Source organism: Paenibacillus sp. E222 (assembly GCF_013401555.1).
In the GTDB taxonomy this organism is placed as follows: Bacteria; Bacillota; Bacilli; order Paenibacillales; family Paenibacillaceae; genus Paenibacillus.
In genome coordinates this window covers 7,425,547-7,445,361 of the sequence record NZ_CP058552.1, presented here as the reverse complement: position 1 = coordinate 7,445,361, position 19,815 = coordinate 7,425,547, and the positions used below count along the sequence as shown (strand labels likewise).

Annotated in this window: 16 protein-coding genes and 2 CRISPR repeat arrays; of the genes, 12 read left to right on the top strand and 4 right to left on the bottom strand. The window is 45.1% G+C overall.

Going from position 1 to position 19,815, the window contains the following annotated elements; genetic code table 11:
* Window positions 1-44: 44 nt before the first annotated feature.
* From HW560_RS33170 to HW560_RS33160, 3 genes are all read left to right on the top strand, one after another.
* Window positions 45-815, top strand: coding sequence for an amino acid ABC transporter substrate-binding protein (locus HW560_RS33170; protein ID WP_090893770.1), 771 nt, complete (start codon window positions 45-47; stop codon window positions 813-815).
* A 109-nt stretch (window positions 816-924) separates the two neighbouring features.
* Entirely contained in the window at window positions 925-1,584 is a 660-nt protein-coding gene (locus HW560_RS33165; RefSeq protein ID WP_090893772.1) for an amino acid ABC transporter permease, read from the top strand.
* 62 nt (window positions 1,585-1,646) lie between these two features.
* The gene (locus HW560_RS33160) at window positions 1,647-2,402 is read left to right on the top strand and encodes an amino acid ABC transporter ATP-binding protein (RefSeq protein WP_079695067.1); all 756 of its coding nucleotides are present in this window, start codon (window positions 1,647-1,649) and stop codon (window positions 2,400-2,402) included.
* 74 nt (window positions 2,403-2,476) lie between these two features.
* Here the strand turns inward: HW560_RS33160 and HW560_RS33155 are convergent, their stop codons facing one another.
* On the bottom strand, window positions 2,477-3,028 hold the full coding sequence (locus tag HW560_RS33155; protein ID WP_179265684.1) for a mediator of RNA polymerase II transcription subunit 4: 552 nt from the start codon (window positions 3,026-3,028) through the stop codon (window positions 2,477-2,479).
* 179 nt (window positions 3,029-3,207) lie between these two features.
* Between HW560_RS33155 and HW560_RS33150 the strand changes: the two genes are divergently transcribed.
* Window positions 3,208-3,549: a DUF4190 domain-containing protein gene (locus tag HW560_RS33150; protein WP_090893780.1), complete on the top strand. Its 342-nt coding sequence runs from the start codon at window positions 3,208-3,210 to the stop codon at window positions 3,547-3,549.
* A 134-nt stretch (window positions 3,550-3,683) separates the two neighbouring features.
* On the opposite strand, the gene HW560_RS33145 is transcribed toward HW560_RS33150, so the two are convergent.
* The 3 genes from HW560_RS33145 to HW560_RS33135 form a co-directional block, all read right to left on the bottom strand.
* The gene (locus HW560_RS33145) at window positions 3,684-5,870 is read right to left on the bottom strand and encodes a YhgE/Pip domain-containing protein (protein ID WP_179265975.1); all 2,187 of its coding nucleotides are present in this window, start codon (window positions 5,868-5,870) and stop codon (window positions 3,684-3,686) included.
* 85 nt (window positions 5,871-5,955) lie between these two features.
* The gene (locus tag HW560_RS33140; RefSeq protein WP_179265683.1) at window positions 5,956-6,534 is read right to left on the bottom strand and encodes a TetR/AcrR family transcriptional regulator; all 579 of its coding nucleotides are present in this window, start codon (window positions 6,532-6,534) and stop codon (window positions 5,956-5,958) included.
* 378 nt (window positions 6,535-6,912) lie between these two features.
* Window positions 6,913-8,297: direct repeats of the CRISPR family, unit length 33 nt; unit sequence GTCGCACTCCGTATGGAGTGTGTGGATTGAAAT.
* 578 nt (window positions 8,298-8,875) lie between these two features.
* Window positions 8,876-9,085 (bottom strand): helix-turn-helix domain-containing protein, encoded by a 210-nt coding sequence (locus tag HW560_RS33135; RefSeq protein ID WP_091036871.1) that lies wholly within the window; start codon window positions 9,083-9,085, stop codon window positions 8,876-8,878.
* A gap of 370 nt (window positions 9,086-9,455) precedes the next feature.
* On the opposite strand from HW560_RS33135, the gene HW560_RS33130 reads away from it, so the two are divergent.
* The 8 genes from HW560_RS33130 to cas1c all read left to right on the top strand — a co-directional run bounded on the left by HW560_RS33130 (window position 9,456) and on the right by cas1c (window position 19,806).
* Window positions 9,456-9,806 carry a hypothetical protein gene (locus tag HW560_RS33130; protein WP_179265682.1) on the top strand — a complete coding sequence of 117 codons (351 nt, stop codon included), beginning with the start codon at window positions 9,456-9,458 and terminating at the stop codon, window positions 9,804-9,806.
* A gap of 339 nt (window positions 9,807-10,145) precedes the next feature.
* Window positions 10,146-11,173: a CRISPR direct-repeat array (repeat unit 32 nt; unit sequence GTCGCACTCTATATGAGTGCGTGGATTGAAAT).
* Window positions 11,174-11,525: 352 nt separating this feature from the next.
* Complete coding sequence (cas3, locus tag HW560_RS33125) at window positions 11,526-13,985, top strand: CRISPR-associated helicase Cas3' (protein WP_179265681.1); 2,460 nt, start codon at window positions 11,526-11,528, stop codon at window positions 13,983-13,985.
* Between the two features lie 237 nt (window positions 13,986-14,222).
* A complete protein-coding gene (locus tag HW560_RS33120) occupies window positions 14,223-14,426 on the top strand; it encodes a hypothetical protein (RefSeq protein WP_179265680.1) in 204 nt (67 codons plus the stop codon).
* A gap of 95 nt (window positions 14,427-14,521) precedes the next feature.
* The gene (cas5c, locus tag HW560_RS33115; protein WP_179265679.1) at window positions 14,522-15,244 is read left to right on the top strand and encodes a type I-C CRISPR-associated protein Cas5c; all 723 of its coding nucleotides are present in this window, start codon (window positions 14,522-14,524) and stop codon (window positions 15,242-15,244) included.
* Window positions 15,241-17,256 (top strand): type I-C CRISPR-associated protein Cas8c/Csd1, encoded by a 2,016-nt coding sequence (gene cas8c, locus HW560_RS33110; RefSeq protein ID WP_179265678.1) that lies wholly within the window; start codon window positions 15,241-15,243, stop codon window positions 17,254-17,256. Before cas5c ends, cas8c begins: the two co-directional genes overlap by 4 nt.
* On the top strand, window positions 17,257-18,132 hold the full coding sequence (cas7c, locus tag HW560_RS33105) for a type I-C CRISPR-associated protein Cas7/Csd2 (protein WP_179265677.1): 876 nt from the start codon (window positions 17,257-17,259) through the stop codon (window positions 18,130-18,132).
* Window positions 18,119-18,778 (top strand): CRISPR-associated protein Cas4, encoded by a 660-nt coding sequence (cas4, locus tag HW560_RS33100; protein ID WP_179265676.1) that lies wholly within the window; start codon window positions 18,119-18,121, stop codon window positions 18,776-18,778. Before cas7c ends, cas4 begins: the two co-directional genes overlap by 14 nt.
* Window positions 18,775-19,806, top strand: coding sequence for a type I-C CRISPR-associated endonuclease Cas1c (cas1c, locus tag HW560_RS33095; protein WP_179265675.1), 1,032 nt, complete (start codon window positions 18,775-18,777; stop codon window positions 19,804-19,806). Before cas4 ends, cas1c begins: the two co-directional genes overlap by 4 nt.
* The last annotated feature ends 9 nt before the right edge of the window (window positions 19,807-19,815 follow it).

Genomic DNA, 19,815 nt, shown 5'->3' with positions numbered 1-19,815 from the left:
TAAAGCGTTTGGGTTTTGGTTATAGACATGGAGGGGTTAGAGAGATGAGAAAACAAGCGATATTTCTATTATTGATCAGCATATGCATGATTGTTGTTGCGGGTTGTTCCAGCTCGGGAAGCAAAGATAATAATGCCATTATTGTGGGGATAGATGATAAATTTGCTCCAATGGGCTTCCGGGATGACAAGAATGAAATTGTTGGTTTTGATATCGATTATGCCAGAGCGGCAGCGGAGAAAATGGGTAAAGAAATTACGTTCCAGCCCATTGATTGGTCTTCCAAAGAATCGGAGCTGAACAGCGGCCGCATCGACCTGATCTGGAACGGGTACACGATTACGGATGAGCGGAAAGATAAAGTGCTGTTCACGAAGCCGTATCTGGAGAACAGCCAGGTTGCAGTCACACTCGCGGACTCACCGATTACGAAGTTGGATGAACTGGATGGCAAAAATGTAGGATTGCAGGCCTTGTCCTCTGCGGCAGATGCACTCGCGGCAAGTCCTCTGAAGGATAAAGTGAATGCTTCCGAATTCCCGGACAACGTACTGGCCCTTACCGATCTCAAGACGAAACGTTTGGATGCTGTCATCATCGACGAAGTGGTCGCGAGATATTACATGTCCAAGGAAGAGGGAACGTTCAAACTGCTGGATGAATCCCTTGCTCCGGAACAATACGGCATTGGTGTGAAAAAAGGCAATGAAGAACTGCTGAATCAGCTGCAAAAAGCGTTGGATGAGCTGAATGCCGATGGTACAGCAGCCGAGATTTCCACCAAATGGTTTGGTGAAGATGAAGTTTTGAAATAGGATCAGGCCACTTGCCTGACATATGTAGTAAACAACATGACCCCGGATTCCAAAAAGGAGCAATTCTCCTGCGGAATGCGGGGTTAACAGATTAGAGGAGCCGATTGCGATGAGCTGGGAGTATTTATGGGGCGTCATGAAGCCCATGCTTGAAGGGGCACAGACCACGATCTTTTTATTTTTGCTGGCCATTATAGTGTCTGTACCACTTGGATTTGGAGTAACTTTATTGATGAAAAGCCGATTCAAGCCGTTGGCATGGATCGCTCATACGTACGTATATGTGATGCGGGGAACGCCGCTGATGTTGCAGCTGTTGTTCTTCTGCTTCGGTCTGCCGCTGCTTCCAGGCGTAGGGGAGTATCTTGTATTTGACCGCTTTACGGCGGCAGCACTGGCCTTTATTTTGAATTATGGTGCGTACTTTGCCGAGATTTTCAGAGGTGGATTGCTCTCGATTGATAAAGGACAACATGAAGCTGCACAGGTACTGGGTCTAAGCAAATGGCAGACGATGACGAAAGTCATCATCCCGCAGATGTTTCGGGTAGCATTACCTGCTACTGCAAATGAATCCATAAGCCTTATTAAAGATACGGCATTGCTGTATGCTGTTGCTGTACCTGAGCTGCTGCATTACGCACAGGCCGCAGTAAACCGGGATTTCCGTCTGACACCATTCCTGATTGCAGCTATTATGTATTTGCTGATGACCATGGTACTCACCTTGTTCTTCAAGGCACTGGAGAAACGTTATACATTTGAGTAAACGCGTACGGAACAGAAGTTTATGAAGTTATCCAATCTCATCAATTAAAGGACTGTCTGCATATGACACATATTATAGAAGTGAATCAATTAAGAAAATCATTCGGTACACTTGATGTGCTGAAGCAGGTATCGTTCAACGTGGAGCCAGGTGAGGTTATTGCCGTAATCGGGCCTTCCGGTTCAGGTAAAAGTACGATGTTACGCAGCCTGATTCATCTTGAGGATATTTCGGGAGGAACCATTCGCATTCAAGGCCAGGCGCTGGCTGAGAACGGTTCGTATGCAGGTGCCGCGGATATTCGGAAGATTACGGATCGCATGGGCATGGTCTTTCAGCATTTCAACCTGTTTCCGCATCTGACGGTACAGGCGAATCTGGAATTGGCACCGAAGACGTTGAAAAAAGAAAGCTCAGCAATCATCCGGCAGCGAAGTCTTGAATTGCTCGGTAAAGTAGGGCTGTCCGACAAGGCGGATGCTTATCCCGCCAATCTGTCCGGTGGACAGAAACAGCGCGTAGCGATTGCGCGCGCACTGATGATGCAGCCCGACATTCTGCTGTTCGACGAGCCGACCTCGGCACTTGATCCCGAGCTGACGGGGGAAGTACTGCGGGTCATCAAGCAACTGGCGCAAGAGAATATGACGATGATGATCGTCACCCATGAGATGAGCTTTGCCCGCGATGTCGCGGATCGCGTTTTCTTCATGGACAACGGCGAAATCGCCGAGGCGGGACCGCCGGAGCAGATCTTTGGCAATGCCAAGCTGGAGCGCACGCGCACGTTTTTGCAGCGAGTGGAAGTGGAAGGGTAAGCAAACATAGATATATTTAAAAAAAGTGATGTTACATTCAAATGTAGCATCACTTTTTTTTGACTAAGTTTCATTCATGAGATGTAGCCGTCAAATAGCCAATTTCCTTCTGGGGAACGAACAAAAGAGAACTCATATGCGGTATTTCCTTCCGAACCCTTTGTCGTGATGTATTTGGCTATGAACAGCATGAAGTGGTCCGGATCCTTTTGGTTATAACCTCTGAATTCGAATTCATCCCACTGTATACCTTTAAGGAAATTGACTTCATAGGAGTGGCCTGCATTATGAATAATCATGGTATTGCTATTTTTGGATATATCTACATTGGGTGAAGATACGGACTCAATATACGCAATATCTCCAGCCTCCATAGCAGCGATCAGCTTAAACGTCATGTTTAGAGTTTCTCTTAAATTGTTTCTGAGCTCCTCGCTATGTACGTTCTCTTGAAGTTGAACGATCTGTTCCTGAAGATGAGCGTTTTCTTCACGTAGTTCCTTGATAGTATGGATATTTTCCTCATGAAGCTCTACCGACTTCAAAGCTTCGACCGATTTATCCGTTTCACTGCAACCCGTCATCAGAAAAGTAAGTGACAATAGTAAAGATGCGAATTTATACATAATAAACCTCCTTATCCTTAAAATAGAATATCATATTTCCTGTGCTCTTAGGTGCTCCGTGTTTCCGGACAAAAAAGTAAATATATTTAATAAAATCGGAATATTTACAAATAATGGGACATATTTTCCCAGTTAATCAAGTATAATAAGACTACTTAATAAACAGGGAGGATTTACCTTTGGATCAACGTCACAATGATGTGGACCGTTATTATAGCGATCCGCTTCCGCCACCACCTTATGTAGTACCAAAAACCAATAGCAAGTCTATCGCAGCTCTTGTCTTGGGGATTTTGTCAGTGATGATTCCATACTTGGGATTTCTGATAGGGATTGTTGCTATCGTATTTGCATCTATTTCTCTTAAAGAAATCAAGCTTCGCATGGAACAGGGAAGAGGACTCGCGATTGCTGGTCTTGTCTGTGGCATCATTGGCACGGCGATTTATGCAATTATCATTTTGCTCCTACTGGTTGCATTTGTCGCATTTTCTAGCGGCGAGATTTCTTCTACATATTAGGATCGAGGAATGAGGAAGGGCGATCTACATTTTTGTCTCTTCACTAAAAAAGCAAGGCCGTGTATAAGCAAACACCCGCTGTTATTGAGGCGAGGGCGTTGCTTATAACAGGCCTTGCTTTTTATGTTTCCACCTTACACGTGAAGCACTGCTTCACTGTTTACTTCTTCGACCTCATTTGTTCGATGCATCATGAAATAGGCAAAGGTAGCCGCCAGACCAATCACCGCAAAGATGCACAGAATTCCGATCTGATCCCATGCCACACCGAACTGTCCACTTGAAATAACCGCTTTATACCCGGTTACCGAATAGGTCATTGGCAGCCATGGGTTGAAACCTTTCAGCCAGTTCGGAATGAGCTCCAACGGGAACGTACCTGCACTGGTGGTCAGTTGAAAGATTAACATGAGGATCGCCAGGAAGCGGCCGGGATTCTCCAACCAAGTGACGAGAGCCTGAATGATGTACATGAAGGTCAGGCTGGTAACGAAACTGAATAAAAGGAACAAAGGCACGCTTTGAACTTCCAGGCCCAAGCCGGACAAGACAAGCCAGGAAGCAAGCAGGGACTGCACGGCACTCATGATCGTGAAAGCAAGCGTTCTGCTCACAAAACGATTCCAACCACTCGCATCGGTAACCGAGCTGCTGCGTGTTGGTACAACCAGCGTTGCAATCAATGCCCCGACAAACAGTCCCAATGACAGGAAGTATGGCGAGAATCCTGTACCATAGTTGGGCACTTCATTATGTTTATGTTCATCCACCTGAACAGGCTCTGCATACATCGTTACAAGTTCATCCGTCTTTTTCACACTACCCGTTTGATCGGCGGCATCATTCAGTTTGGTGGCAAGCTCACCAGAGCCGTCGGTCAACTTGGTGGTACCTTCTTTTAAATCTCCTGCGCCGTTATCCAGCTTGCGGGAACCATCGGCAATGGTGGTGATTCCGTCTGAAAGTTGGTTCAACCCATCAACCAGTTTCCCTGCACCTGCGTTTAATTGACTCGAACCCTCTGAAAGTTTGGCTCCGCCAGCGGCAGCCTCAGACAACTTGGAGTTGAACTGCTGGAGGCCAGTCGCAAGCTGCACCTGTCCAGCGGACAATTGTGTTGCTCCTTCTAAAAGCTGCTGCTCACCCTGCACTAACTGGCTGCTGCCTTGATGCAGCTGATGTTGAGCAGCTTGCAGGTTTTGGCTGCCTTCAAGCAATTGCTGTCCACCTTGATATACCTGTTCGCTACCAGCGGCAACAGCCTGGCTTGCTGCCAGCAACTGTTGTACAGCAGGGTTAGCAGCGAGCTCCGGACTGGCTTCAGCTAATTGAGCAAGACCTTGCGCAACGGCCTTGGCACCTTCACTTACTTTGCCACTGCCTCCGACTGAAGTCTGCAATCCAGCGGTCAGCTTGGCACTGCCTTCCTCGGTTGCTGCCAGTCCAGCATCCAATTTTGCGGCTCCTTCCTTAGTGGATTGAATCCCAGCCTGTAACTTTTTACCGCCAGCTTCAGCCTGTGCTGCTCCGTCTCCAAGCTTCGTACCTGCTGCCGCCAATTGGGACAAACCATTGGAAAGGGAGCTCGCTCCCGTATGAAGTTCACCAATACCCTGAGCCAAGGTGTTCGTGCCTTCTTTTAACGGGGGAATGCCTGTTTCGAGTTTGTTGGTTCCATCGGCCAGTTTGGACAGGTTCTCTTTCAGCTTGGAGGCACCTTCATCCAGCTTAACCGCACCCTCGTTGATCTGACCTGCACCATCTCCGGCATCCGCCAAACCGTTAGAGATTTTCTCCACCTGGTCGAGCAACGTTTCGGTATACGACTCCGTCACTTTGGCCGAGACTTTGGATTTGATCTGTTTGACCGCAGTCCCGCCAATCTGACCCGCAAGGAAGTTGTAACCTTCATTGGGTTCATAGATTAGCTCTGCTGGTTGTGGATGGTCATCCATCAGAGTGGTTGCTTTCTTGGAAAAATCCTCTGGAATAACAATCGTCATATAATACGTGTTGTCTTCCATGCCTTTCTCGGCTTCTTCTCGGGTCACAAATTGCCATTTGAAGTCGTCACTTTTTTTCAATTCATCGACCAGATTCTGTCCGACTTCCAGCGATTTGTCATTGTAGGTTGCCCCCTGATCCGTGTTGACCACGGCGACAGGCAATTCATTAATTTTGCCGTAAGGGTCCCAGAATGCATTGAGGAACAGACCGCTATACAGTACCGGAATGAACAGCACCACGAGAATCGGAATAAATACTTTGGGTTTCTTGAAGGCGGATTTCAAATCCTGCCCAAATACAGTGAATGATTTCATCATGTTCTCTCCCCATCATTACGCTACTCTGTTGCTCTCTTTATCTATCTTTAATCTAAAAAAGGATTCAGCCGCGCATCTTTCTTTATGTAGGGGATAATCCACGTTTGAGAAAGAGGCCCACGAAATGCTTGATCTGATCCTTGTGCAGCGAAGGATGCGCTTTGTTCCAATCGGATGTTAATGTGACATACAGCTTCAACAGGACAAAAGACACCAGTCTGGGATCGTCCTCACGAATCTGCTGTAGTTCCATGGCGCGGTGAACCTGTCGTTCCAGATATTGGAGAATAGCTGTCTCTACTTTTTGCAGACCTTCCTTCGCCTGAGGCGTGCCGAACTCGTTCACCTCCTGGAACAGCTTAATCAACAGCTCATGTTCCTCTCTGTACTCCAGCAAAGCGTCCATGGTCTGGTGTACATTCTCAAGAAATGGTTTGTCGTCTTGAACCGTTTGCTCTGTAATCCGCTTCATATCAGTAATGATCGAGTGGAGGATCTCCCCAAACAGTTCTTCCTTGTTCTCGAAAAAAGTATAGATCGTACCTTTCCCCACATTGGCCAGTCTCGCAACTTGCTCCATTGTGGTGGCTTTGTATCCAAACAGCGCGAACGATTTCTCAGCAGAGTCAATGACCTGCTGCCTTCGATCGATGGTTTTCATGGTATATCCACCTCCTTGTTTTCTGATTAAGTAAAAGGTGTGTCTATGTTTGACTAGATTACTAATATGGTCAACTGGTCGTTCGTAAATGTAGCACAGAAACAGGTAGAGTGGATGTGATCTTGGTCATAATGTACATGGGGGAGTGAGGAGGTTGTTCAGGGGAATCGGTATGTGACTTAGGCAGGTGCGAATGTGATGCTCACATAAAAACCCTGGGGGATTCGCACCTCAGATTTTGTCGAAAAGGGGGAATTTATTGCCTTTTGGCATAACGTAGACAGGAATAGATTGAATTATGATATGGAAAGTCATAGAATAATAGTGAAAAAACGCGTTTTTAATGGATCAGATCGTTGAGATATGTGTTTTTTCGCTGTCGCACTCCGTATGGAGTGTGTGGATTGAAATTGAGTATGACGGAAATGAAAGATGAAATTGAGCGTCGCACTCCGTATGGAGTGTGTGGATTGAAATAGAAAGTCCAGCCAGAATTGAGAGATAGGCCAGCGGTCGCACTCCGTATGGAGTGTGTGGATTGAAATTTAATACTGAGTGTGGTGGTCAGTTTCGTAATGAGGTCGCACTCCGTATGGAGTGTGTGGATTGAAATTGTCTCGCGAAACAAAAGCAACGACTGTAATGGGCGTCGCACTCCGTATGGAGTGTGTGGATTGAAATAAAGCTCTTGGTGGTGGTACATTGGATGTGTCACAGTCGCACTCCGTATGGAGTGTGTGGATTGAAATCTTAAGGAGATCAAGTTGGTGTTTGCCGACGGCGTCGCACTCCGTATGGAGTGTGTGGATTGAAATCAATCTTGCTAGCAAGGTGTTTAATCTCCCTTTAAGTCGCACTCCGTATGGAGTGTGTGGATTGAAATCGGTTGTTGTTAATGACAAAAAAACAAGAAAACAAAGTCGCACTCCGTATGGAGTGTGTGGATTGAAATATAGTGGAAGCGCACAACGAAAAAATAATTTTGGTCGCACTCCGTATGGAGTGTGTGGATTGAAATCTACAAGTCAAAGAGCTATGCGAACGTAGCGGAATGTCGCACTCCGTATGGAGTGTGTGGATTGAAATCGAAAATGGTGCTGCATAATCGGACATGAATTCCAGTCGCACTCCGTATGGAGTGTGTGGATTGAAATCGATTACTCTTATCGCTGCCCACCCAAAACCGAAGTCGCACTCCGTATGGAGTGCGTGGATTGAAATTCCAGATCCATCGTGAAATAGTCAAATTGCTCATGTCGCACTCCGTATGGAGTGCGTGGATTGAAATAAGTAAATATTCACGTTTAAGCTCCAACGTTTGTGGTCGCACTCCGTATGGAGTGCGTGGATTGAAATTCTAAACAGAAGCATCATAAACAAAAATGCCCCGAGTCGCACTCCGTATGGAGTGCGTGGATTGAAATCTTACGCATGGGTGGATCGACCATCATTCCGGAATGTCGCACTCCGTATGGAGTGCGTGGATTGGAATCCTCAACACATCCTAGAGCATATTTACCTATGTTGGTCGCACTCTGTATGGAGTGTGTGGATTGAAATAACTACGTCCTTGCCCCCGTCGATTGAATAATTAGGTCGCACTCCGTATGGAGTGCGTGGATTGAAATGATTATATTAAAAGACGCTTGAGAGGATAAATGTGGTCGCACTCCGTATGGAATGCGTGGATTGAAATGTTTATCACGCTGGACGTTATAGGTGACGATGCAGTCGTACTCCGTATGGAGTACGTGGATTGAAATCAAGCTACTGATACGAGTTCGAGTCTCGTATTCCGGTCGCACTCCTTATGGAGTGCGAAGATCAGGAGGAAGATAAATAAAAAAAGGGAATTAAAATGCTGGAACGTGTTACCGTTCTTATATGCAGCGTTGTAGGTTTAGAATTCCAATAATATTCCTTAAAAAAAATTAGTGGGTTCAATAATTCTGGTATACAGTATAGATGGGCCATCTATACTGTGCGAAGTGAATAGATACGAGCTTGTCTTTTTCGATTACTGAACGTTCGATTGTGGGGATGATATTAGAGGAGATTGAACCTTAATAGAATTAAGATAGGCACTTTTATTCAAAAGTTGATGATATATGTGTTAAATCAGGATAATATGATTACCTATTTTATAAATAAAATTATCGGAACTCGTGTTGCATGAACATCAAATTTTCTTATTGGAAAGGAGTATCGGTTGTTAGTTGGAATATGGTAGATTAATGTGAAATGCAGACAAGTTTACCTATATAAAGTAAACCCGCTGTTTCAAATCCGCTAAAATGTATAGTCTCTTGCATCGCAATAAGTTTGAGATATCCACTTAAATTTACTCCTCTATAAATTCAACAACTTCTTCAATACGACATTGTAGTTCTTCGCAAATACGTGCGATCACACTTAACGCAACAAACTCTCCATTAGACATTTTAGCTAGAGTAGAAGGTGAAATACCTAGTTGAGTACGCAGGTAAGTTTTAGTCTTGTCCTTTTTAATTAGAGTAATCTCCATTGGTTTATAGCTAGGTTTTAATGCCATCATTAACCTCCAAGAAAAAAGTGTGTATATACATTTATTTTATTGAATATGGACTATAAATACAAGAAGTCGTACTTTTTGTATAAATTAGTATTGAATAAAAATTTAACTTGTTATACTATATGTATAATAAATCGAACTTTTAGTTCATTAAAAAATATATTTATCTTTGGATGTGGGGGCGATATCTCAGAACGAAGGATTACTATGCATGAAAAATGATTTTTGATTCAAGTAGATATATTAGAAAATTGTTAGACTTTGCTGAGGCTAAGGCGGTACAAAACAAAAATATAATTATACTAATCTATTATGTTACAGAAATATGAGATTTTGATAGCGATCTAATGAAAAAGAGGTGTTCCTAAGTATGTCAGATCGTATTGAATTAGCTTCTGTAGTGATCGGTCCTTTTGATGACGTTCAGGATTTTTATATTTACCAAGGCTATGTCTTGAATGAAAGTTATATTTTTTTCCTTGACGAAGGTAAGCTATGGCTACGGCATGTACACAAAGTTACTCACGTAGATCACTTATATATTAATGGAGATACCGGAGGAATAATTCTCGCTGAGCACCCCCAAGGAAATGTCAAAGAACTGATAGAGTCAATCGTGGATAGATTGTGCGGAATGGATGCTTTGACATTTCTCACGGATGTCTTATTGTGGACTCCAGAACGTGTGGATATGAACTTGAAGCTTGATCGATTTCAATAAAAATATGATGCGATGGTCATAGCAGCATATAGTATAAGATCGAATATAATGGGATTTTTTGGTTCTTTAGATGTTGATATTATCAAAATAATATTTTTAAGTAACAAAGATTAGACCGCTGAAAAGCGCTGCTTTACTGGTGCGAATGTTAAGCTCACATAAAATCTCTAGGAGATTCGCACCTCGAAAATTGTCGATTAAGCATTATTGTCCCCTTTTGGCAACATCATTCTTGAATTAAATGGATTATTTGTATTAAGATGAATTTATCATCTTTACTAAACGATAGAATAACGTAAAAAACATCTTTTTTTAAACGAATATACGTTATTTTCTGCTGTCGCACTCTATATGAGTGCGTGGATTGAAATAAGGTGATTGCCGATGGTATTCAGACGCTGCTTGTCGCACTCTATATGAGTGCGTGGATTGAAATAAATTAAAAATGCAGGCAAAAGCACAATTTGCCCAGTCGCACTCTATATGAGTGCGTGGATTGAAATAACCGGATCAACCATGCAGTACCTAACCGTTCAGAGTCGCACTCTATATGAGTGCGTGGATTGAAATCACTTTTGGAGCCCTCCATGCTGTCATAGCGTACGGTCGCACTCTATATGAGTGCGTGGATTGAAATTCACTGGTATAGGCAAACGCGCGATCAAATTTATGTCGCACTCTATATGAGTGCGTGGATTGAAATCTCGATACGGCGCTTGATGACGTCCATCGGCTCCAGTCGCACTCTATATGAGTGCGTGGATTGAAATTGTGTAGTTGTCGGACTCGCCTGCACGTTAGCTGCGTCGCACTCTATATGAGTGCGTGGATTGAAATTCTTTGGACAGTTCGTCCTTACGTGTATACAGCTGTCGCACTCTATATGAGTGCGTGGATTGAAATATCACAGAGTTGGCCGATGTTTTCGGCAACAAGGGTCGCACTCTATATGAGTGCGTGGATTGAAATAGGTACTCTTCGCCCGCAACAGCAACCGCATTAACGTCGCACTCTATATGAGTGCGTGGATTGAAATCTTTAGGTGCGGCTGACAATGTGCTGAGTGTTGAAGTCGCACTCTATATGAGTGCGTGGATTGAAATTTTCCTGAGAGGCGAGTTACATCCCCGTATTCCACGTCGCACTCTATATGAGTGCGTGGATTGAAATTGACACGCTCATAATAACGCTGCAGCAATGCCTCGTCGCACTCTATATGAGTGCGTGGATTGAAATCATCGTGTAATGCTTGTGCATGGACGGTATGATAGTCGCACTCTATATGAGTGCGTGGATTGAAATTCTTTGAAGAAGGACCGGGTCGAAAAAACTTTTGTCGCACTCTATATGAGAGCGTAGATTGAAATAAATCAAGGATCACACATAAAAGCTACGGCATGTTTGTTTAGCACTCTGTTTAAATTGAGAGATTTAAGCAAGGTATATAATCCGACACGGGAGGCTTTTTCTCGAAATTGTCCCTGGAATTGCGGAGTATATCCTTTTCCTACGGGTGTTCCTAACTGCCCGGTTATAGAATCTTAGATGCCTTCAATCATTTTGGAAACCAGTTTTTTTGTTTTCACCTAACCTGCTACAAAATTTTACAATTTCATGTAAAGGAAACCGAATCTTCTTGTCGAAATGTAAGATACAAGTCGAATCTCCTGAATACCGAAGTAAGATTGTGTTGTTTCAAATCAAATGAGGGGGACACTTGTGACCTACATTGCGCATATACGAGTCAAGGACTGGGCAATTCAGACGGTGATCGAGCATTTGCTGGAGGTAAGCAGAGGCAGTGGACGAGCGGGGGCCAAAATGGACGTGGAACATCTGGCAGCGTTGGCAGGATTACTACATGATATGGGCAAGTTCACCGATGAATTCAAAAACTATATCCAGCTTGCCGTTGCCCAATCGGATCAGGCCCCTCGTAGGGGATCGGTGGATCATTCTACAGCAGGGGGAAGGCTGTTGCATCAACGGTATGGTGGACCTGACCAGAAGGTACCAAGCCGGATGACAGCAGAATGGCTGGCGAATTGCATCATCTCACACCATCAGGGATTGCGGGATTATGTATCACCGGATCGGGAATCTCCTTATCTGAAACGTGTCCAGGATAATGCTCTGCCTCATTATGAGCAAGCTAAGCAACAATTTCATCAGCATGTAACAACGGAAGAGCTTGACCATTTATTTGCTCAAGCCGTCGAAGAATGGAAGAATTTTTATCGTAAAGCTAAACATCATGGATTGCCGCTGATTACGGCGTCACTCATGACGAAATACATATTTAGTTGTCTGATCGATGCTGACCGAAGTAACACCCGTGAGTTTGAAGAGGACGAGCCTCCGGCTGAGGTGCCAGATTACAAGCCTTTTTTTCAAAAGAGTTACGATGCACTTATGAACCATCTTCATAAGATAAGCTTGAATGCAGACTCAACTAATCCGATTCAGGCGTTGCGTCAGGAGATGTCCAATCAATGCGAACAGTTTGCATTTCGTGAGTCGGGCATTTACTCCTTGTCTATTCCCACAGGTGGAGGCAAGACGCTTGCGAGTATGCGTTATGCGCTAAGACACGCGCTGGAACACGGCAAGCAACGCATTATTTACGTTGTACCGTATACCACCATAATCGAACAAAATGCTGCGGAGATCCGCCGTATTTTGCTGGGGGAAGATGATGAGGAAGGTATGATTCTGGAACACCATTCCAATGTGGTAGATAACCAGGATGATGAACGACAAGACGATGAAGATGGCGAACGTTATGATATGAAACGCAAACAATTGAAGCTGGCGCGGGATCATTGGGATCGCCCGATTATTTTCACAACGATGGTACAGTTTTTGAATACGTTTTATGCCAAGGGAACTCGCAATGTGCGCAGATTACATCAGCTATCCAACGCAGTCATAGTCTTTGACGAAGTACAGTCAGTGCCTGTGTATTGTATTTCCCTCTTTAACGAAGCACTCAATTTTCTGCGTATTTTCGGTAAGTCCAGTCTGCTGCTATGCACGGCTACCCAGCCTGCGTTACATGAGGTGCCACAGAAGCTACGACTGTCAAATGATGCGGAGATCGTAAGTGATCTACGCCATGTGGGCGATGCCTTCAGGCGGGTGGACATTCATGATTTGACTTCTCAAGCCCCTGCGGGGTGGGTGGCAGAGGAGCTGGCTGCTTTTGTACAAGAACAGATGAACAAAGTGGACAGCGTGCTGGTCATATTGAACACAAAGTCGGCTGTGCGTAAATTGTATCGCGAGTTGAATGAATCCGAATGGGTGGAGACGGAGAACATTCGACTTGTGCATCTGAGTACCAACATGTGTGCGGCTCATCGGAAAGAAATGCTCGCTGGGCTTATTACCGGACTGGAAGATGGAGATCGCGTTATTTGCGTCAGTACACAACTCATTGAGGCGGGGGTGGATATCAGCTTTCAGTGTGTGATACGCTCGCTCGCCGGACTGGACTCCATAGCGCAGGCAGCGGGGAGGTGCAACCGCCACCGGGAAGTGCCACTGCGGGATGTATATATTATTCGGTCGGCTGATGAAAATTTGAAGCATTTGCGAGAAATTAAGCTTGGTGCAGAGATGACGGAACGGGTATTGAGAGAATTCGCAGATGACCCAGAAGCGTTGGGCGGTAGTTTGTTATCGGCAGAGGCGATGACTTGTTACTTCAAGTATTACTATCATGGCATTGGGGAGAAAGTGCATTATCCAGTGCCGAAATTGGAGCAAAATCTGTTCGATCTGATGAACCGTAATTCATACAACATCGACGGATATAAACAGAAACATGGTCATTTACCTGAACTAGTTAACAAGTCTGCTATTGCAACAGTTGAGAAGTATTTTGAAGTCATCACGTTGAAAGCAACACCAGTTATCGTTCCTTATGATGAGATAGGCCGCGAACTAATTACAGACCTGAACGGTCAATTAGGCCCGGGTGAGCTTAGCGATCTATTGCGCCAAGCACAGCAATATACCGTGAATGTGTACGAGCATGAAATGAAGATACTTAGCCAAAATGATGAGATTATTTCATTGCTAAACGGACAAGCCTTTGCATTAAGGGATACGGCATACTCGAAAAAGTTCGGTATGCATCTGGAGGGCAATGGAGAGTGGGAGAGCCTGGTTTTATAGAACGTATGACTCGTTAAAGAGAGAAAACTCGCCAAAGGCGAGTCTCCAATCATTAAACCACACTTTTCAATCCGCGCTTAGTAGCGACAATTAGAGTCTGAATTAGTAGTAACCGCTTAGAGTGTAACATAAATATATGGACAGATAAATTTTACATTCAATCTTTTAAAACACACGAAGTAATTAAACTATGTGTTTGAACATAGGATGGGTTATATACGATGGGAGGTGAGTAAGATGATATTTACCAAAAGCACCAGTCGTGGGAAACTTTTCTTCAGAACGGAATGTAACACAGGAAACGAGATTCTTGAATCATCAAAAATTTTTAACAGCCATGTAACAAGCGAAATGATGATTCCTGAACTATTCAAGGCTATATGTGCGGTGTCTGGTAACACAAAAATTGAGGTTAAAATCAACTGGTGTTTTAAACATTAAAAAAGATTGATACACTGCTTTGGGCAACGGGGAGCAGCATAATTTGTTTCTCCCCGAAGCTTCACCAACGTTTATCCAGAAAGGAGGATTATGCAATGCGGAACCAGATTGAATTCAAAGTATATGGCAACTATGCGTTGTTTACCGATCCGATGACGAAGCTGGGAGGCGAGAAATTTAGCTATCAGGTACCGACATATCAAGCGCTGAAAGGGATCGTAGAATCCATCTACTGGAAACCAACCATTATCTGGTTCGTGGATGAGGTTCGAATCGTGAAGCCAATCCAGACCGAGTCCAAAGGGATGCGCCCTATCGAATACAATGGTGGAAATACGCTGGCCTATTATACATATTTGAAAGACGTATGTTATCAGGTCAAAGCTCATTTCAGGTTCAATCCCCATCGGGAAGACTTGGCCTACGACCGAAATGAGCACAAACACCATAATATCGCCAAGCGAGCGGTGAACGTCGGTGGACGCAGAGATATTTTTCTCGGAACTCGCGAATGTCAGGCATATGTGGAGCCTTGTCTATTCGGCGAAGGAGAAGGCGCGTACGACAAGGTGCCAGAGATTGATTTTGGAACGATGGTGCATGGTATGAACTACCCGGATGAGACAGGGCGCAATGAGCGGGAAGTGCGATTGTGGCGGGCCAAGATGTATAACGGCATTATTCGTTTCGATCGTCCCGAGGAGTGCACGTTGGTGCGTAGTATAGGGGAAGGCACATCCAAAGCATTCCACACAGATAACATGAAATCTGTGGATGAGTTGCATGACGAATGGTTTGAGGGGCGTGATACGGTATGAGCTGGCTGGCGAATCTGACGCAAACCTACAATAACAACATATTGTCAGTAGGACGATTCGAAACAAAAAAGAATGGGCGCGAATACGCCCTGATCCCAGTCTCTCATACAACGCAGACTGCACATATCGAAGTGCATTTGGATGGGAAAGGAAACTTCTCCACCGCCTACGTTCGAGACAAGGTAGAGGGCAGCACGATCATTCCGTGTACCGAAGCTGCGGCCAGCAGGACAAGCGCTCCGGTGCCATATCCGCTTTTTGACAAGTTGTTGTATGTGGCTGGGGATTTTGTTCAGTTCTGCGGTGATGTGAAAGGCACGCCTTACGAGGATTATCTGGCTCAATTGAAGGCTTGGTGCGATTCGTCCTACTCCCATGAAAAAGTGCAGAGCGTGTATGAATATGTCCGCAAAGGAACTTTGATTGCTGATCTCGTTGCCGAAGGTATCCTGCATGTTGATGAACAGGGGAAGCTGCGGGATAAGTGGGCTCCGGCCCCAAGTCAGGAAGCGAGTGAAAAACCGCCGATCTTCAATGTGCTGGCATCTGATCAGAGCAGCGCGTTTGTGCGGTTCGCTGTCAACATTCCGGGTGACCCAGAGGCGAGACTGTGGCGAGATATAGAGGTACAACAGTTATTTGTTCAGTTTTATGAGAGTAGTCTTGTGGACATGGATATCTGTTATGTGACGGGAGAAATATTGCCTGTTGCCGATAAACATACCTCCCGAATTCGGCATTCTGGCGACAAATCTAAGCTGATTTCGGCGAATGACTCGGTAGGATTTACGTATCGTGGAAGGTTTCGAACCAGTCGTGAGGCTGCATCCGTCAGTTACATGGCATCACAAAAGGGACATAATGCGCTTAAATGGCTGATTGACAGGCAAGGCATTACGATTGACGGTAAAGTGTTTGTCGTATGGGGAAACCAGCGGCTGGACTTGCCGGAACCTCATCAGGATGCATTGGAATTGAGGGAAGCTGCCCAAGAGTTGGAGGATTATGACGAAGATCGCGAGTTTGAAGAGGATTTCGATGTGGATGCCTACGGAGATAATTCGTCCAACTCTGGAAATCCTGCACCGGCAGGCGATACAACGTCCAAAGCTTTTGCGCGAGAGATTAAGAAAGCCATTGACGGATACCGTTATGATGGTGAGCATTACGCCCATATCACGATTATGGTGCTGGACGCGGCGACGCCAGGTCGAATGTCGATCACGTACTATCAGGATTTGAATCATGAGGATTACCTCGATCGATTGGAAAAGTGGCATACGAGTTGTTACTGGCAACATCGGTACCGGAAGGACAAGGACAACCACTGGACGACCTTTACCGGGGCACCTGCGACAAGAGATATTGCGTTTGCGGCATACGGACCTAGAGCGAGCGACAAACTGGTCAAAGGTCTGATGGAGCGAATCCTGCCATGTATTATAGAAGTAGGACGTGAGTTGCCTCGTGATATCGTGCGAAGTGCTGTACAGCGTGCATCAAACCCGGTTGGGATGGAAACATGGGAATGGGAGAAGACGCTGAGCATCGCTTGTGCCTTGGTGAATAAGGAGAATGAGAAGGAGGGCTTCGATGTGGGTTTGAACACGGAAACGACGGATCGCAGTTATTTGTTTGGACGGATGCTGGCGATTGCCGATGTGCTGGAACGAAGAGCGCTGGGACGAGAAGAGAAACGGGCCAGCAATGCGATTCGTTACATGAATGCTTTTGCCCAACGTCCAGGACGTACCTGGAGTATTATTCAGTCGAACTTACAACCTTATCAAGCTAAAATGGGTACGGATGCAAGATACTACAACAGTTTGCTAGATGAGGTAGGTGCGATGCTCAACCTGGAAGATTACACAGACAAACCGCTAACTGGGTTGTATTTGCTTGGCTTTTACAGCCAGCGTAACGATCTGTACACCAGTAAAAAAGCCAAGGAAGCGACGGGTACATCAGACACACAACAAGGTGAAGATAACGATACACAGGAGGAAAATTGAATGAGCGTATTGGATCGTAAAATTGATTTTGCTGTCGTAGTCTCTGTCCGCAATGCCAATCCGAATGGTGACCCGCTGAACGGGAACCGTCCACGTCAGAATTATGATGGTTACGGAGAGATTTCCGACGTTTGCATCAAGCGCAAGCTGCGCAACCGTCTACAAGATATGGGCGAGTCAATACTGGTGCAATCCGATGATCGTCGGGATGATGGGCACCGTTCGATCAAGGATCGAGTCGATGCTAATGAAGCCGTACAGGAACACGCTAAGGGTAAAAAAGCCAATAAGGAATTATATGCAGATGCGGCATGCCAGTCTTGGATAGATGTACGCAGCTTCGGGCAGGTTTTTGCTTTTAGCGGAACAGATGTGTCGGTAGGTATTCGTGGTCCGGTATCTATTCATACTGCGGTAAGTCAGGATCGGATCGATATTAGCAGCATGCAAATTACGAAAAGCGTCAACTCTGTTACCTCTCCCAAAGATCCAGACAAACGTGGCTCGGACACCATGGGTATGAAACACCGTGTCGAATTTGGCGTATACGTGATCTATGGCAGCATCAACACACAACTTGCAGAGAAGACTGGATTTACATATGAGGATGCGGAAAAGTTGAGGGAGGCGCTTCGCACATTGTTCGCCAACGATACATCCTCTGCTCGTCCTGACGGAAGCATGGAGGTACACAAGCTGTACTGGTGGGAGCACAAATCTAAGCTGGGACAATACTCTTCTGCAAAGGTACATCGTTCATTGGTCATAGAAGAGAATCTGGAAGTCACCGAGGCTGAGAAAAACACTTATGCACGTTATACCTATGATATTCAGCAGCTCGATGGATTAGAAGTCCAAGAATATGAAGGACTATAACGAAGAGGATTATCTGCTGCTTTCGGGTATTCAGCATTTTAACTTTTGTAGAAGGCAGTGGGCATTAATTCATATTGAACAACAGTGGGAAGATAATGTGCGTACCATTGAGGGAGATCATTTGCATCGAAAGGCAGATCAACCAGCGCTTCGTGAAAAACGAGGAGATAAATTGGTGGTTCGTGCACTTCCGGTACAATCGAGAGAACTTGGCATCACAGGTATCTGTGACGTAGTTGAATTCATTCGTGATCCGGCTGGAGTTCCGCTTGCAGGGGAGGAAGGGTTATACCTTCCTTTTCCTGTTGAATATAAACGTGGCAAACCCAAACGAAATGATTCCGATCACGCCCAATTGGTAGCACAAGTCATGTGTCTGGAAGAGATGCTCGTATGTGATATTAACAAGGCCTATTTTTATTATGACGAGATTAAGCATCGGGTAGAAGTAGTTATTACTACGGCAGACCGGGAACGTGTGAGGGCAAGTATTGAAGAGATGAGACATTACTTTGAACGGAACCACACCCCCAAAGCCAAAGCAGGACCACACTGCCTAAGTTGTTCTTTGAACAACATATGTGTGCCTGATATCTTGAACAAACGCTCTGTTTCAAGTTACATCGAAAGCAGGTTGAATGAATGAAAAAGCTGCTGAACACCTTATTTGTAACATTGCCTGATACATACCTGGCACTGGATGGAGAAAACATTGTGGTGAAGCAGGAGGAGGAAATTCTTGCTCGCTATCCCCTACATAATCTGGAGGCCGTATGCACCTTTGGCTATGCTGGAGTAAGTCCAGCACTGATGGGGGCTTGTGCGTCTCGGAATGTTAGTTTGACGTTTATGACACGAACAGGGCGATTCCTCGCACGGGTCATTGGTGAGGATCGAGGAAATGTTGTATTGCGGAAGGAGCAGTACCGTATCTCGGACGATGAGGTGCGCAGTGCGCGGGTTGCTCGTAATATGATTACAGGGAAGTTATACAACAACAAGTGGATTCTGGAACGTGCCACACGAGATTATGCACTACGTATCGACACAGAACGAATCAAGAAGGTCACGGAGTCGCTAGGAGAAACGATGAAGCTGTTACGCGATGTAGAACAATTGGACATATTGCGTGGTTTGGAAGGCTCTGCCGCTGTTCAATATAACTCCGTTTTCGATGATCTGATCCTACAGCAAAAGGAGTCATTTTACTTTTACGGACGCAGTCGCCGTCCTCCCTTAGATAAAGTGAATGCATTATTATCCTTTGCCTATACCTTGCTCGCTAATGATATGAAGTCTGCACTTGAATCTGTCGGACTTGATGCATATGTTGGTTTTTTGCACCGGGATCGTCCTGGCAGAGCTTCTCTTGCACTGGATATGATGGAGGAACTTCGGGGAGTGTACGCAGACCGTTTTGTGCTCTCTCTTATTAATAAAAAAGTGATTAACGATAAAGGCTTTTATGTAAAAGAAAATCTTGCAGTCATTATGGATGATGAAACACGAAAGAAAGTGTTAAAAGCGTGGCAAGATCGTAAACAGGACAAGATTATGCATCCGTATTTGAATGAAAAAATACCTTGGGGTCTTGTACCATACACTCAAGCGTTACTACTGGCAAGATATATACGTGGGGATCTGGATGAATATCCTCCGTTTCTGTGGAAGTAGGTGTGATGA